We start from the raw sequence: 15163 nt of genomic DNA on the forward strand, positions 1-15163 counted from the left end.
GCACGGCGCGGCGGCCGCGGCGCCGGCGCCTTCAGTGGTTTCACGTGAAACGCCGTCGGGCGGACCGGAGTTGCTCCGGTCCGCCCGACGGCGTTGGCGCTTCTGGCGTTTTCGCCGCCCCTACGGCGACAGGGTCAGGGTGTCCTTGCCGGCCTTCTTCACGGCGTCCTCGCTGAACGCCCAGGGCAGCAGTTCGCCCTTGGCCCACTTGTCGGTCTGGTCGTAGTAATGGGCGTGGTAGGCGTGCCCGGAGGCGCCGGTGAGGTTTATCCAGCGGGACTTGTCGAGGTCGGCGAGGTTGACCACCATCCGCATGGACGGGACCCAGGTGACCTTGTAGCCGCCGGAGGCGTTCCAGCCGGTGGCGTCGACCGCGGCCTCACCGCCGCCGAGGTTCCAGGGCCCGCGGTTGAGCAGGTCCTTGAGGAAGCCCGGCCCGTCCTTGCCGAGGGTCTGGTTGGTGAGGTCCATCTGGTGCAGGCGGCCCCAGGTCCAGTGGTCGATGTTCTTGCCCAGCTTGGAGGTCAGCTCGTAGCGGGCGTCCTTCATGGCCTGGGCCAGGAGCTGGTCGCGGTTCTTCAGGCCGGGGTGGCCGGGCCGGTCCTCGGTCTTCCACCAGGCGTTGTTGGGGTCGTCGAGGATCTTCCGGACGACCTCGTACCAGCGGTCGCCGCCGTCGGGCTGGGCGGTGTCGCCGGCCCGCTCGCCGCACTCGCGGACCAGCTTGTTCTGGTCGTCGGCCGGGCCGGTGTCGCTGGCCGGGCGGACGTAGAGGCACTGGCCCTGGACGCGCAGTTCCTTGGGCATCTTGTTGCCGAAGGCCAGCTTGAGGGTGTTGCGCCAGACGGCGTTGAAGTAGGCCGCCGCGGCGGAGTCGGGCTCCTGGGTGAAGTCCCAGCCGTTGAGGAGCTGCTGGGCGTCGCGGACGTACTTGTCCTTGATGTCGATCTTCGTCAGATAGGGCGTCAACAGCCGGGCGATCTCGCTGCTGTTGTCCTTCTGGAAGGTCTGCATGTCGTCGGTGGAGACCTTGCCGCCGTCCTTGATCTTGGACTCGATCAGGTCGTTGATCCGCTGGCTACGGGCGCCGTAGCCCCAGTCCTTGGTGATCAGGTACGGGTACTTCTCGTTCGCGACGGCCTGGTTGGCGGTCACGATGAAGCCGCGCTTGGGGTTGTACTCGTACGGCAGCGCGCTCTGCGGGATGTAGCCCTTCCACTGGTAGGCGGGGTCCCAGCCGGGCGACGGGTAGGAGCCGTCGCCCTTGCCGCGGATCGGGATCTGGCCGGGGGCCTGGTAGCCGATGTTGCCCTTGGTGTCGGCGTAGATGAGGTTCTGCGAGGGGACCTCGAAGTCGGCGGCGGCCTTGCGGAAGCCGGCCCAGTCCTTGGCGCGGTTGAGCTCGAAGACGGCGTCCATGGACTTGCCGGGGTTCAGCGCGGTCCAGCGGAGCGAGACGGCGTAGCCGTCGCCGCGGTCGGGGGCGCCGTCGGCCACCGGGGCGTCCTTGCCGACGTTGGTCAGCTCGTCGTCGCGGTCGGAGACGATCGGGCCGTTCCTGGTGGACCGGACGGTGATCTTCTGGCTGTCGCCGCCGGCGACCTTGATGGTCTCCTGGCGGGTGATGAAGGGCTGCTGCTTGCCGTCGTAGAGGTAGCCGTCGGCGTTGATCTTCTCCAGGTACAGGTCGGTGACGTCGGCGCCCAGGTTGGTCATGCCCCAGGAGATGTCCTGGTTGTGGCCGATGACGACGCCGGGCATCCCGGAGAAGGTGAAGCCGGCGACGTCGTAGTTGCACTTGGGGCCGGTGGTGCGGCAGTGCAGGCCCATCTGGTACCAGAGCGAGGGCATCTGCGGGGCCAGGTGCGGGTCGTTGGCGAGCAGCGGCTTGCCGGTGGTGGTGTGCTCACCGGAGACGACCCAGGAGTTGGAGCCGATGCCGTTGCCGTTGGGGCCGAGCAGCGCCGGGACCTGCTCCAGGGTGCTGGACAGCGAGGAGAGCTGCGCCTGGACGCCGGCGGTGGCGCCGCGCACCGTGCCGCGGGGGGCGCCGGTGCCGCTCCCGGTGGACGGGCCGGTGCCCGTGCCGGTCCCGGTCCCGGTGCCCGTCCCGTTGCCCGTGCCCGTGCCGGTGCCGGTGCCGGTGCCGGTGCCGGCGGCCGTACCGCCGCTGGGGGGGCCCTTGGGGTCGAACTCCTTGGTGGCCGGGTCGACGCTGCCGCCGTCGACGATCGGCCGGTTCCGCTGGTACGGGTAGCCCGGGTAGAGCTCGTCGATCTGCTTCTGGGTGAAGCGGCTGGTCATCAGGGCCCGGTCGATCTCGTCCTGCATGTTGCCGCGCAGGTCCCAGGCCATCGCCTTGAGCCAGGCGACCGAGTCGACCGGGGTCCAGGCCTCGGGCTTGTAGTCGTTGGTGAAACCGAGGGCGGCGTACTCCAGGGAGAGCGCCGAGCCCTGATGGTCCTTGAGGTAGGCGTTGACACCGGCGGAGTACGCCTGGAGGTACTTCTTGGTGCTGGCCGAGAGCTGGGTGTCGTACTCCTTCTGCGCCACCTCGTGCCACCCGAGGGTGCGCAGGAACGCGTCGGTCTTCACCTGGCTCTTGCCGAACATCTCCGAGAGCCGGCCGGCCGTCATGTGGCGGCGGACGTCCATCTCCCAGAAGCGGTCCTGGGCTTGGACGTAGCCCTGGGCGCGGAAGAGGTCCTCGTCGGTGTCGGCGTAGATCTGCGGGATGCCGTTGGCGTCACGGACGACGTCCACCGGGTCGGTCAGGCCCGGGAGTTTGAGCGATCCGGTGGTCTCCGGGAACGAGGCGCGGACCGTGCTCACACCCCAGTACGCGCCGAAGCCGATGCCCGCCACGAGCAGCAGCACGACCGTGAGCGCGACGAGGCGGCCGCGCCGCCCCTTCTTCTTTTTGGGGGCTGGTCCGGACTTGTTGGCGGGCATCTCTGTCCTTCGAGGGGCAGGGTGGGAGTGCTGGAGCAACCATAGGCGCACCGGTTTGCCGACCCCTACGCGGAGTCACCGCCGAGCACATTAAACTTTCAAGCAATGGTAAATTGTTAGAGTCAGTAACTAGATACGGTAACGACAAGCGGCCCATCCCGGCCACGGCGCGAGGAAGGATCAGCTCCTGACTGTCGAACACCTCAATGAACTCCTGCTGATCAGCTCACTCGTACTGCTCGTTGCGGTGGCCGCAGTACGACTCTCCTCGCGCAGCGGGCTCCCCAGCCTGCTCATCTACTTGGGGATAGGCATCGCGATAGGGCAGGACGGCATCGGCGGCGTCATCTTCGACAACGCCGAACTGACCCAACTCCTCGGCTATGCCGCCCTGGTGGTGATCCTCGCCGAGGGCGGCCTGGGCACCAAGTGGAAGGAGATCAAACCGGCCTTGCCGCGGGCGGCCGTGCTCTCCACGTTCGGCGTCGCGGTGAGCGTGGGGGTCACCGCGGCCGGCGCCCACTACCTCGCCGGGCTCGGCTGGAAGCAGGCGCTGCTGATCGGCGCGGTGGTGTCGTCCACGGACGCCGCGGCCGTCTTCTCCGTGCTGCGCAGCGTCCCGCTGCCGTCCCGTCTGACGGGCATCCTGGAGGCCGAGTCCGGCTTCAACGACGCCCCGGTGGTCATCCTCGTCGTGGCCTTCTCCACCGCCGGACCGGTCGAGCACTGGTACGTCCTGCTCGGCGAGATCGCGCTGGAGCTGGCGATCGGTGCGGCCGTCGGCCTGGCCATCGGCTGGCTCGGCGCGTACGGCATGCGGCACGTCGCGCTGCCGGCCTCCGGCCTCTACCCGATCGCGGTGATGGCCATCGCGGTCTCCGCGTACGCGGCCGGCGCGCTGGCGCACGGCTCCGGCTTCCTCGCCGTCTACCTGGCCGCGGTCATCCTCGGCAACGCCAAGCTGCCGCACGCCCCGGCGACCCGCGGCTTCGCCGAGGGCGTCGGCTGGATAGGCCAGATCGGCATGTTCGTCCTGCTCGGCCTGCTGGTCACCCCGCACAACCTGCTCGACGACATCGTGCCGGCACTGCTCATCGGCATGATCCTCACGCTCGTCGCCCGCCCGCTGTCCGTCTTCGCCTCCCTGTTGCCCTTCCGGGTGCCGTGGCAGGAGAAGACCCTGCTGTCCTGGGCGGGACTGCGCGGCGCGGTGCCCATCGTGCTGGCCACCATCCCGATGGTGAGCGACGTCCCCGGCAGCGAGACGGTCTTCAACATCGTCTTCGTGCTGGTCGTGGTCTACACCCTCATCCAGGGCCCGACGCTGCCCTGGTTGGCCCGACGGCTGCGGCTGGGCGAGGACGAGGAGGCCGCCGACCTGGGCATCGAGTCGGCCCCGTTGGAGCGGTTGCGCGGCCATCTGCTGTCCACGTGCATAGGGCCCACGTCACGGATGCACGGCGTCGAGGTCGGCGAGCTGCGGATGCCGGCGGGCGCCGCGGTCACCCTCGTCGTCCGGGACGGTGCCAGCTTCGTGCCCTCCCCGACGACGGTGCTGCGGCACGGTGACGAGCTGCTGGTGGTCGCCACCGACCCGGTGCGGGACGCGGCCGAGCGCCGGCTCCAGGCGGTGTCGCAGGGCGGCAAGCTGGCCGGCTGGCTGGGCACCGGCACGGCGCGTCAGCCCCAGGAGGACGGGGCCGCCCGCACCCGGAAGCGCGAGGTCGGATGAGGCGACGGGCCCGGCCGCCCCTCCGGGTGGCCGGGCCCCGCACGGCATGACGCCCGGCTTGTCCGGCCGGGCGCCGCATGTGCGCTATCTCTCCACGGATGCCAAGGAAATCCCCGGGAAGCCTTGCTCAATCCCAGGGCTTCTCCCCCATATGACCTGTACTATCGAAACGGTATTTTGTACGGATCACGAACCAACTCTGCCTGACGCAGAGCTGGCGCGACCGCTCGGCGGCCGCGGTCCCCTGCCACACGCAGCCACCTCTCCGGTGCGGACCACGCGGTATCACTCGGTCCTGCGCGAGAGGACAGCTCTCGGCGCGCACCCGTGACGACCTCGCGGGGCGGCGCTACCAGGCGGCAGAAAGGCCCGGCCGTGGCATCCGCGGTCAAGGATTCCCGTCCCGGTTACGGACAACTGTTGCGCACGCCCGGAGCGTGGACCTTCCTGGTGCCCGGCTTCCTGGCCCGGCAGCCGTTCGCGATGCTGACCATCGGCATCGTCCTGCTCGTCCAGTCCACCACCGGCTCCTACGGCACCGCCGGCGCGGTCTCCGCCGCCACCGGCGTCTCGATGGCCCTGTTCGCCCCGCAGGGCGGCAAGTTGGCCGACCGGTTCGGCCAGCGGGCGGTGCTCGTCCCCGGCGTCCTGGTGCACGTCGCGGGCGTCTCGGCGCTGATCGCGCTCGCCCTGGCACACGCCCCCCTGTGGGCGCTGCTGGCCGTCGCCGTCCCCACGGGCGCCTCGACGCCGCAGGTCGGCCCGATGGTGCGGGCCCGTTGGGCGGCGAAGCTGGGCGGCACCCCGCTGATGCCGACGGCCGCCGCCTTCGAGTCGGTGACCGACGAGTTCACCTTCGTCGTCGGCCCGGTGCTGGCGACCGCGCTGTGCACCGGCGTCCACCCGGCCGCCGGCCTGGTCGCCGAGGCCGCGCTGACGCTCGCCGGCGGCCTGCTGTTCGCCTCGCAGCGGCGCACCCAGCCCCCGGTCCACCGGGAGGGCGCCTCGGACCAGGCCCGGGTCTCGGCGCTGTCCATCCCTGGTGTGCGCGTCCTGATCGTGGCGTTCCTGGGCATCGGCTCGGTCTTCGGCGGGATGCAGGTCTCGCTGACCGCGCTCACCGAGCACATCGGGCAGCCCGGCATCAACGGCGTCCTCTACGGGATCTTCGCCGGCGGCAACATGCTCGCCGGCATCGCCTGCGGCACGGTCGCCTGGAAGGTCGGCCCGCGCCGCCGCCTGCTGGTCGCCTACGGGCTGCTGGCGCTGGCCACCACCCCGCTGTGGGCGGTGACCGCGGTGCCGCTGCTGGGCGCCGTCGGCCTGGTCGTCGGCCTGTGCATCGCCCCCGCGCTGATCACCGGCTACACCCTGGTCGAGTCCCTGGTCCCGGCCTCCGCCCGGACCGAGGCGTTCACCTGGCTGACCGGCGCGGTGGCGCTGGGCCAGGCGGCCGCGGCCACCTCCGCCGGCCAGTTGGCGGACCGCTTCGGCCCCAGCTCCGGCTTCCTGGTGCCGCTGGTCGGCACAGCGCTGGCCCTGGTGGTGCTGCTGAGCCTGCGCGCCCACCTGGTGCCCCGCTCCTCGACGGTCGTCACCGGGTCGGCGGGCGCCGCCGGGGACGCCGCCGGCGAACCGGAACGGGAGCTGAGCCGCGCCTGAACGGGCCCGAACCCAGGGGCACGGGCGGGCGTGGAGTCGGTCACCGTGCGCCGTTCGCGGTGGACTGGGGCGCCGGAATACTGCAAGATGGAGCGTCGTTAGCACTCAATGAGTGAGAGTGCCAGGAGGAAGTCAAGTGCCGACCTACCAGTACCAGTGCACCGCGTGCGGCGAGGGCCTTGAGGCCGTGCAGAAGTTCACCGACGACGCGCTCACCGAGTGCCCAAGCTGCAACGGACGCCTCAAGAAGGTGTTCTCGGCGGTCGGCATCGTCTTCAAGGGCTCCGGCTTCTACCGCAACGACAGCCGCGGCTCGTCGTCCAGCAGCAGCCCGGCCAGCAGCTCCTCGTCGAGCGGCACATCGTCGAACGGCTCCTCGTCGTCCGATGCGTCCTCGTCGTCGTCCTCTTCGTCCGGCTCCACCTCGTCGTCCTCCGACAGCAAGTCGACGACCAAGGCCAGCACCGGCTCGGCCGCCTGACCAAGGCGCCGACGCCCGCGAGCGGACTTCCGGGCCCCGCCGCTCCCCACCAGGAGCGGCGGGGCCCGTCGCATTCCCGGGAGCCGGACGGTCCGAACCGCCCGCGAGCCGACGCGGGCGCCCGATAGTGTGACCGCATGGCTGATGCGGAGATTGGCGTTATCGGCGGGTCGGGGTTCTACTCCTTCCTGGATGACGTGACCGAGATCACGGTGGACACCCCCTACGGGCGGCCCAGCGACTCCTTGTTCCTCGGCGAGATCGCCGGGCGCTCGGTCGCCTTCCTGCCCCGGCACGGCCGCGGCCACCACCTCCCGCCGCACCGCATCAACTACCGCGCCAACCTCTGGGCGTTGCGCTCCCTCGGCGTGCGGCAGGTCCTCGGCCCGTGCGCGGTCGGCGGACTGCGCCCCGCATACGGGCCCGGCACGCTGCTCGTCCCCGACCAGCTCGTGGACCGCACCAAGTCCCGCACCCAGAGCTACTTCGACGGCGAACCGCTCCCCGACGGCAGCGTCCCCAACGTCGTCCACCTCACCTTCGCCGACCCGTACTGCCCCACCGGCCGGCAGGCGTCCCTCGACGCCGCGCGCGGCCGCGACTGGGAGCCGGTCGACGGCGGCACCCTCGTGGTGATCGAGGGGCCGCGCTTCTCCACCCGCGCAGAGTCGCACTGGCACGCCGCCCAGGGCTGGTCGGTGGTGGGCATGACCGGCCACCCCGAGGCCGTCCTGGCCCGCGAACTGAGCCTGTGCTACACCTCGTTGACCCTGGTCACCGACCTGGACGCGGGCGCCGAGACCGGCGACGGCGTCTCCCACGAGGAGGTCCTCCGGGTCTTCGGCGAGAACATCGGCCGGCTCCGCGAGGTCCTCTTCGACACCGTCGCCGCGCTCCCCACCACCGCGGACCGCAACTGCCTGTGCACGGACGCGCACCAAGGCTGGGATCTGGGGATCGAGCTGCCGTAACGGGGCGGCCGGGGCGCGCCCCAGCTCAACTCCCCTGTCGGGTGACGGAGTTGTCCACAGGCTCGGGGTGAGGCCGGGGCCGTCCACAGGCCGCCGCGGGCGTGGGCGAAGTACGGCACGGTGGTGATCGCGGGCCCGAACGCGGGGCCCGCCTCCGACCGTGTCCGTTGCACACCCGCACCCCAGGCGGTGATCACCATGCCCACCCCGTCCCCGGCCCTGCCCGCGCCCCCGCGGTGTGAAGTGCCCCACTTTGCCCCCGTTCTCGCGGGCGGCCTCCGCTCCCGATGGCGCGGGCCCGCCCGCCGCCGGTTACTCGCCGCCGGCCTCGCAACGGCCGCCGCAGCGCTGGCAACCGGCCTGTCGCACGGCCCCCAGGACTCCTCGCCCGCACCCGCCGCCTGCCCCTCGGCGGCGACCGACGGGGGGCGGTGACCATGGCGCGCCCACGACAAGATCGAGTGGCGTCCGCCGCCCGGGCACGCGAGACTTCTGCGAGTGGCGGGGCACCTGCCGCGCGCCCCGGAGGGCGCGCCCGCACCACCGATACCGATGCCGCTATCGGCACCGCCGCACCAATCACCGCCGCGAGGGCCCTGCCGAGCGGCCGGAACCGCCGCTCCCCGGCGGGCACCGGACCCCGCACGGCCGCCTCTTCGCCCCATACGAACCACCCCCGATTCGACCCGGTCCGCCGGATCCGCCCTGCCCGGGCGGTTATCCGCACTGGTGCGCTGGTCGATCGCCGGTTCGGGTTGGGTGATTGGACAGCTCCGCCCCGCCCTGTCGTAAGTTGCGGTGCTGATTGTCGGTGCACCGTCCAGAGCGAGCGTGGAAAGAGGCTGTTAGGTGAGCGAGAAGAAGAGCGTCCTCCAGGGATTCAAGGAATTCCTGATGCGCGGCAACGTCATCGAACTGGCGGTGGCGGTCGTCGTCGGTGCGGCGTTCACCAACATCGTCAACGCGGTGGTCAAGGGCGTCATCAACCCGATCGTCGGTGCCTTCGGCTCGCAGAACCTCGACAACTACCAGACCTGCATCAGCGCCGCGTGCACGGTGGACAAGAAGACCGGCCACTACGCGGACGGCATCTACGTCCTGTGGGGTTCGGTGCTCAGCGCGGCACTGACGTTCCTGATCACCGCAGCGGTCGTCTACTTCCTCATGATCCTGCCGATGAACAAGTGGAAGGCCCGCCAGGACGCCAAGAAGGCGACCGAGGAGAAGTCGGCGGCCCCGACCGAGATCGAACTGCTCACCGAGATCCGCGACGCGCTGATCGCCCAGCGCAACGGCGGCTCCGCCGACCCGGCTGCGGCCTCCGCGGCCGCAGCGGCCATCATCACGCAGAAGTCCCCGCAGTAGCGGGCGCGCCGGCCGGCTCACGCCGCCCCATCGCCTCGCTCAGAGGTGGTGGGGCGGCTTTTCGTCGAGGAAGCGGGCGAGATCCGCGGCGCCGCCCGTGGCGGTGGGGCGCTCGCCCCAGCCGCGGTCCGTGTCGTCCGAGGGCCGCTGGCTCAACGGGTCGTCGAAGATCAGCGCGGCGGCGCTGCGGGGGTCGGGACGGCGACGGGCGGCGGTGGGCTCAGGGGCGGGCTCGGAGGTGGCCTCCGGGGTTGCCTCCGTCGCCGCTGCCGTGGCGTTCGGCGCGGGAGAGGCGGGGGTCGAGGGCTCGGCGGGCGCCGGGGTGTGGGGCTGGGGCGCCGCGGATGCGTCTCGGGGTTCTCGGGTGGCCCCGGCGGTCGAGTCGGTCTCGGGACCGGGCTCGGACGGGGGCTCGGGCTTGGTGCTCACCTCTTCAGGGTACGGGCGGGTTCGGCTCTTCAGGGTACGGGCGGGTTCGGCGGCCGCCCGGCGCGCTAGCTGCTCCAGCTCCCGTTCTCGTGGGTGGGTATCGGGTGCGGGCGTTGGGCGTCCTGCGGTCGCGTGGGCGGTCCGTGCTCGGCACGCCCCTGCCCGAGCGGCCACCCACGATCGGAACCGGGGAGGGGGCGGGGGTGGGGGTGGTGATCGCGGGCTCTGCGCTTCGGCATGGCGACCTGGCCTCCGTACGGGGTCGGGAAGGCCCACGCTAGGAGCGCCCGGGGTCACGAGCCCGTTGTGCGGGGCATCGGGGTGTGCGGGCGCGGGGTGGTCCGGTGGTGCTGTCCCGAGGGGTGCGATGGCCCTTGTTCCCGAAGGGGTGGTGGTGCCGTACCGGAGTGCGGTGACCCTGTTCCCCGGGTTACGGCGGTCCTCTTCCTCTCCGCGCGGTGGCGGTGCGCGCCGGGAGGGGGCGGGGTGGGACGAGGTGGGCTGGGGTGAGTCGCGGTGTGATCGTGATCGTCGTCCGATGTCTGTCGCCGTCGCCGTCACGTGGTGGTCGCCGTCGCCGTCCAGTGCTGGTCGTCGTCCCGTCTGGGGAGACGCGTCCAGGGGCGTCGGGTCCAGTGGTGTCGCGCCCGAGCGTGGTCGGGTGGGTCAGTCGGTGGCGAGGGCCTCGTGCCACCACTTGTCGCGGCCGGGCTTCCAGGAGATCGGGCGGGAGCAGCGGTTGACCACCAGGACGGTGTGCGGCAGTTTGCCGCCGGCGGCGGCGCCCCGTGCCAGCGCGTGGTCCAGTACCGGCTTCACCGGGCGTACGGAGCCGTCCCAGAACGCCGCGTCCGCCGTGATCAGCACCCGGATCTCCGACTCCCGCAGGCGCGCGGCGAGTTCGGGGACGGTCAGCGAGACCGGGAGCGTGGTGCGTATCGCGTCCAGCCGGCCGCAGGCCAGGGTGGCGATCACCGACTCCGGTACCAGGGGCAGGTGGACCGCGACGCGGTCGCCGGCCCGTACCCCGCAGCGGGTGAGCGCGGCGGCCGCCCGTTCGGCCTGTTCCAGGAGCATGCCGTGCGTCAGCTCCTCCAGACGGCCCGGCTCCCCGCTCCAGGTGAGGGCGACCTGCGACGCATCCGGCTCTTGCACTTCTCGGGCGTCTTCTGCATGCTCTGAGATCACACGGCGCAACATGCGCATCAGCATGGGGTTCAGCGATCAACGAATGCTGAACGACCGCTGTACGGGCCCGCGGTGGCCGTGATCGTACGGCGGTTCTACGGGGCCGGCGCCGGCCCCTTCCTCGCACCCCGCGACGGCCAGCGCGGCGGGTTCCCGCCTCTTCCTGCCCCGGTCCGGTGCGCTTCATCCCTCCCTCTCCAGCTTTCTTTCTCCTCCTTTTCCTTCATTCATTTCCGATTTCGCCAGTTTGCCCGCTTGTTGGCTTGGGGTTGCTTGCCATGGCGGGCGCGTGAGAGGTGGTGGCCGGGATCATGTCCGTGGCTGCAGGGAACGTGCCTTCTGGGCCCGGGAGTTGGGCGCAGCGCGCGTGGGGAGTGGGGGCCTTCTGTGTGCAGTTGGACTCGTTTGCGCTGAATCCGGCATTGCCGGTGGTGCGGGCCGAGTTGCCGGGGAACGCGGCCGCGGCGCCGTGGGTGGTCAGCGGGTATCTGCTCGCCGCCGGGGCGCTGATGCCGCTGGCCGGGCGGCTGGCCGACCTGTACGGGCGGCGGCGGGTACTGGCCCTCGGGGCGGCGTTGTTCGGGGTGGGCTCCGCGCTGTGCGGGCTGGCGCCGTCGCTGTCGTTCCTGGTGGCGGCGCGGGTGGTGCAGGGCGCGGGCGGCGCGTTGATCATGCCCGCCGGGCTGGCGTTGCTCACCAACGCCGGTCCGCCAGAGCGGGCGCAGCGGGCGACCGGGCGGGCCCTGGGGCTGGCCGGTCTGGCCACGGTGTGCGGCCCGTTCCTCGGTGGCACGCTGGCCCAATCGGCGTCCTGGCGGGCGGTGTTCTGGCTGACGGTGCCGCTGGCCGGGGTCACGGTGTGGTGTGCGCGCCAAGCGGACGAGTCGCGGGACGCGGCCGCCGCGGGGCAGCCGCTCGACGTGACCGGGGCGGTGACGGGGACGGGTGCCCTGGTGTGCCTGGCACGTGGGCTGGAACATGCCGCAGGGGTCGGGTGGTTGGTGGGCGCGGTGCTGGTGGGCGGGCTGTTCGTCCGGGCCGAGCGGCGGGCTCCGGCGCCGCTGGTGGATCTCGCACTGTTCCGCAACCTGCCCTACGTGACGCTGACCGCCGCCGGGGCGGTCGCCAACGCGGCCACGGTGGCGCTGCTGTACGTACTGCCGTGGACGTTGCAACAGGGGCACGGGTGGCCGGTGTTGGCGGCGGGGGCGGCGTTTCTGGCACCGGCGATGGCGCTGGCCGTCGGGGGGCCGGTGGCCGGGCGGGTGCGGTCCGGGGCGGCCGTGGCAGTGATGGCGGTGTGCCTGGCCGTTGCCGGGGGTGCGTTGTGGGCCACCGGGGTCGTTGCGGGGGCGCCGGGCCTGCTGGTGACGTCGACGGGGGCCGCGGCGGCGTTGGGCGTGGCGGGCGGGCTGGCGCTCACCGGGACCCAGGCGGTGGTCCGGCGCGAACGTGCCGGGGAGGCCTCGGGGTTGACCAAGTCCGTGCTGACGATGACGGCGGGGTTGGGGTTGGGGTTTGCCCTTACGGGGGCGGGGGCTGGCCCTGCCCCGTCGGCCACGGCCGGGGCGAGCGGTGGAGGGCTGCCGTCGCTGGTGGTGCCGGCGGTGGGGTGCGTGGTGGGGGCGGGGTTGACGGTGATGGTGGCGGGGTGGGGGTGGTTTCGGCGTAGGCGTAGGCGTAGGTGTGGGGGTGGAGGGTGACACGAAGGAGGGCTGGCTGGCGAGGCTGGTGTGACGGATTGCGCGTGCGGGGTTGCCAGCCCTCCCCCGGTGTCAGCCGGCCGTCGCCAGTTCCGCGTAGCCGCCGGAGACGTCGCTGACCTGGTCGAAGCCGTGTGCCTCCAGGAGGGCCGCGGCGATCATCGAGCGGTTGCCGCTGCGGCAGTAGAGGATGACCGGGCGGGCCGGGTCGAGTTCGTCGATCCGGTCGGCGAGCGCGGCCAGCGGGATGTTGCGGGCGCCGGGGAGGGCGCCCGCGGCGAACTCGGCCGGGTTGCGGACGTCGATCAACTGGCCGCCGTCGACGGGGTCGTGGGGGTCCAGGGGCAGCCGCGGGAGCAGGTCGGGCAGGCTCAGCCGCTGGCTGCGGCGAGCGAGTTCCGGGGCGGCGGCCAGCGCCGCGGCCGGATCCGGCAGGTGGCCGAGGACCTGGTCGTAGCCGATGCGGGCGAGGCGCAGACGGGCCTCGTGCTCCGTGCCCGGGTCGGCGAGCAGGACGATCGGGGTGCCGGGGGCCACCACGCTGCCGGCGTACTCCGCGAACCGGGTGTCCAGGCTGGTGTGCAGGGAGCCGGCGAGGTGGGCGCGGGCGTAGGCGTCGACCGGGCGGCAGTCGAGCAGGGCGGCGCCCCGTTCGTCGCGGGCGGTCAGGGCCTCGTCCAGGGTGAGCGGGGCGGACGGCGCCGTGTCCCGTAGGGGGTGACCGTCCCGGTTGAGGGCCGCGTCGTGGGCGAAGTAGCCGGGGGCGACGGGCTGTTCGGCGGTGACGAGCCGGACGAAGGCGTCCTCGGTCATGGGCTGCAGCGCGTAGTTGAGGCGGCGCTGGTCGCCGATGGTGGAGCTGGTCTCGGTGGAGATGCTGCGGCCGCAGGCCGAACCGGCGCCGTGCGCGGGAAAGATCCGGGTCGCGTCCGGGAGGGTGAGCAGTTGGGTGTGCAGGGAGCGGTGGAGACGGGCGGCCATGTCCTGGGGGGAGTGGCCGGCCGCGGAGAGCAGATCGGGGCGGCCGACGTCGCCGACGAAGAGGGTGTCGCCGGTCAGGACGCCGAACGGGACGTCGTCGTCGGGGTTTTCCCGGATGGCCAGACAGATGGATTCCAGGGTGTGGCCGGGGGTGGCGAGGACCGTGAGGGTCACTCCGGAGGTGGGGGTCGGGGTGTCCGTCCCCGGGGAACGCCCGGCGGGCGGCGTGCCCAACGGGACGTCGTCGGCGTCCGGTTCGGCGCCCAGGAAGAGGCGTTCGCCATCGTGTAACCGGCGGATGGGGAAGCCGGTTTCGGCGGCCGCGCCGAAGGCGATCTCGGCGCCGGTGGCCCGGGCCACCTCCAGATGCCCGGAGAGGAAGTCGGCGTGGATGTGCGTCTCGATGACGAGTTCGATGCGCAGGCCGGCCGCCTCGGCGTCGGCCAGGTACTCGTCGATGTCGCGGCGCGGGTCGACGAGGACGGCGCGTCCGGAGTTCTGATCGCCGATCAGGTACGACGCCTGCGAGAGGCAGTCGAGGTAGTACTGCGCGAAGTGCACGGTCGGGCCTCCAGGGGTGCGCGGCGCCCGGGCGGGGTCGGTCCGCTCGGGCCGGAGCGTGGGCAGCTGAATGCCCCGCGCAACCCGCTCTGTTGTGCGGATGCACGGATGTACGTACATTAAGGAGCCGGCTGGCGGGGGAACAAGCCGGCCCCCTCTACAGGCCGGACGAGGACCGGGTACCGGCCGCGGGACCAGAGGGACGCGAAGGATGCGAGGACTGACATGACGCCGCCTCAGCCGGAGCCGCCGGGCGTGCGCGGCCGCGAGACGCCACACGGCGCGGACGACGCGGACGGCGGCCGGGGTGGCCCCGGCCCCCGTGATCCCGGTCACCGCGGCCATGGGTCCCCACCGGGGCACGGGCCGCGCCCGTTGGACCGCGGCTCCCCGCTGCCCCTGTGGGCACAGCTCCTGGACGACCTGCGCCGCCGGGTGGAAGCCGGCGCGTTCACCGAGGAGTTCCCGGCCGAGCACCGGCTGACGGTCGAGTACGAGGTCAGCCGGCACACCGTGCGGGAGGCGCTGCGCAAGCTGCGCGCCGACGGCCTGGTGATCGCCGAACGCGGCCGCGCCAGCCGCCTCGACACCCGCCGCATACAGCAGCCGCTCGGCTCCCTCTACAGCCTCTTCCGCGACCTGGAGGCGCAGGGCGTGGAGCAGCGCAGCGAGGTGCTGCGGCTGGAGCGGACCGCGGACGCGACGGTCGCCGGCCACCTGGGGCTGGTCCCGGACGCGCCGCTGGTCGTCCTGGAGCGGCTGCGGCTCGCGGACGGCGAACCGCTCGCCCACGACACCGCGTACCTCCCGGCCGACCTCGCCGGACCGCTGCTGGACGCGGACTTCGGGCACACCTCCCTCTACGCCGAACTGGCACGGCGCTGCGCGGTGAAGGTCTCCGGCGGGCGGGAGCGGATCGCTCCGTTCCTGCCGGACATCCGGCAGGCGTGGCTGCTCGGACTGGCCGACCGCGAGGCGGCGTTCGCCATCGAACGGATCGGGCGGGCCGGGCAGCGGTCGGTGGAGTGGCGCGAGACGGTGGTCCGGGGCGACCGCTTCGCGTTCGTCGCCGAGTGGTCCGACGCCAGCCGGGCCGTCGCCCTCGCGCCGCGGGCCGCGGCGCCGACCGCCTAACGGG

At 72.4% G+C, this 15163-nt stretch carries 11 protein-coding genes; 7 read left to right on the forward strand and 4 right to left on the reverse strand.

Annotated features, from left to right (window positions below; genetic code table 11):
* Positions 1-120: 120 nt before the first annotated feature.
* Positions 121-2952, reverse strand: a complete 2832-nt coding sequence (locus ACIQU6_RS14920) for a penicillin acylase family protein (protein ID WP_403482018.1) — start codon at positions 2950-2952, stop codon at positions 121-123.
* Between the two features lie 187 nt (positions 2953-3139).
* Between ACIQU6_RS14920 and ACIQU6_RS14925 the strand changes: the two genes are divergently transcribed.
* From ACIQU6_RS14925 to mscL, 5 genes are all read left to right on the forward strand, one after another.
* Entirely contained in the window at positions 3140-4684 is a 1545-nt protein-coding gene (locus tag ACIQU6_RS14925; RefSeq protein WP_403482046.1) for a potassium/proton antiporter, read from the forward strand.
* Between the two features lie 375 nt (positions 4685-5059).
* Positions 5060-6346, forward strand: a complete 1287-nt coding sequence (locus ACIQU6_RS14930; protein WP_403482019.1) for an MFS transporter — start codon at positions 5060-5062, stop codon at positions 6344-6346.
* Between the two features lie 136 nt (positions 6347-6482).
* A complete protein-coding gene (locus ACIQU6_RS14935; protein ID WP_403482020.1) occupies positions 6483-6827 on the forward strand; it encodes an FmdB family zinc ribbon protein in 345 nt (114 codons plus the stop codon).
* Between the two features lie 137 nt (positions 6828-6964).
* Positions 6965-7798: an S-methyl-5'-thioadenosine phosphorylase gene (locus ACIQU6_RS14940; protein WP_403482021.1), complete on the forward strand. Its 834-nt coding sequence runs from the start codon at positions 6965-6967 to the stop codon at positions 7796-7798.
* 849 nt (positions 7799-8647) lie between these two features.
* Positions 8648-9163, forward strand: a complete 516-nt coding sequence (gene mscL, locus ACIQU6_RS14945; protein ID WP_403482022.1) for a large conductance mechanosensitive channel protein MscL — start codon at positions 8648-8650, stop codon at positions 9161-9163.
* A gap of 39 nt (positions 9164-9202) precedes the next feature.
* On the opposite strand, the gene ACIQU6_RS14950 is transcribed toward mscL, so the two are convergent.
* Together ACIQU6_RS14950 and ACIQU6_RS14955 are read right to left on the reverse strand one after the other, a co-directional pair.
* Entirely contained in the window at positions 9203-9592 is a 390-nt protein-coding gene (locus ACIQU6_RS14950) for a hypothetical protein (RefSeq protein ID WP_403482023.1), read from the reverse strand.
* A gap of 666 nt (positions 9593-10258) precedes the next feature.
* Entirely contained in the window at positions 10259-10747 is a 489-nt protein-coding gene (locus ACIQU6_RS14955) for an AMP-binding protein (protein ID WP_403482024.1), read from the reverse strand.
* Between the two features lie 344 nt (positions 10748-11091).
* Between ACIQU6_RS14955 and ACIQU6_RS14960 the strand changes: the two genes are divergently transcribed.
* Positions 11092-12483 carry an MFS transporter gene (locus tag ACIQU6_RS14960; protein ID WP_403482025.1) on the forward strand — a complete coding sequence of 464 codons (1392 nt, stop codon included), beginning with the start codon at positions 11092-11094 and terminating at the stop codon, positions 12481-12483.
* A 72-nt stretch (positions 12484-12555) separates the two neighbouring features.
* Here ACIQU6_RS14960 and ACIQU6_RS14965 read toward each other — a convergent pair whose 3' ends face one another.
* Positions 12556-14025 carry a rhodanese-like domain-containing protein gene (locus ACIQU6_RS14965; RefSeq protein WP_403482026.1) on the reverse strand — a complete coding sequence of 490 codons (1470 nt, stop codon included), beginning with the start codon at positions 14023-14025 and terminating at the stop codon, positions 12556-12558.
* Positions 14026-14250: 225 nt separating this feature from the next.
* Here ACIQU6_RS14965 and ACIQU6_RS14970 point away from each other — a divergent pair, with 225 nt between their 5' ends.
* Positions 14251-15159 carry a GntR family transcriptional regulator gene (locus tag ACIQU6_RS14970; RefSeq protein ID WP_403482027.1) on the forward strand — a complete coding sequence of 303 codons (909 nt, stop codon included), beginning with the start codon at positions 14251-14253 and terminating at the stop codon, positions 15157-15159.
* Positions 15160-15163: the final 4 nt, after the last annotated feature.

The sequence above is a fragment of the Streptomyces sp. NPDC090442 genome (assembly GCF_044769405.1).
GTDB lineage: Bacteria > Actinomycetota > Actinomycetes > Streptomycetales > Streptomycetaceae > Streptomyces.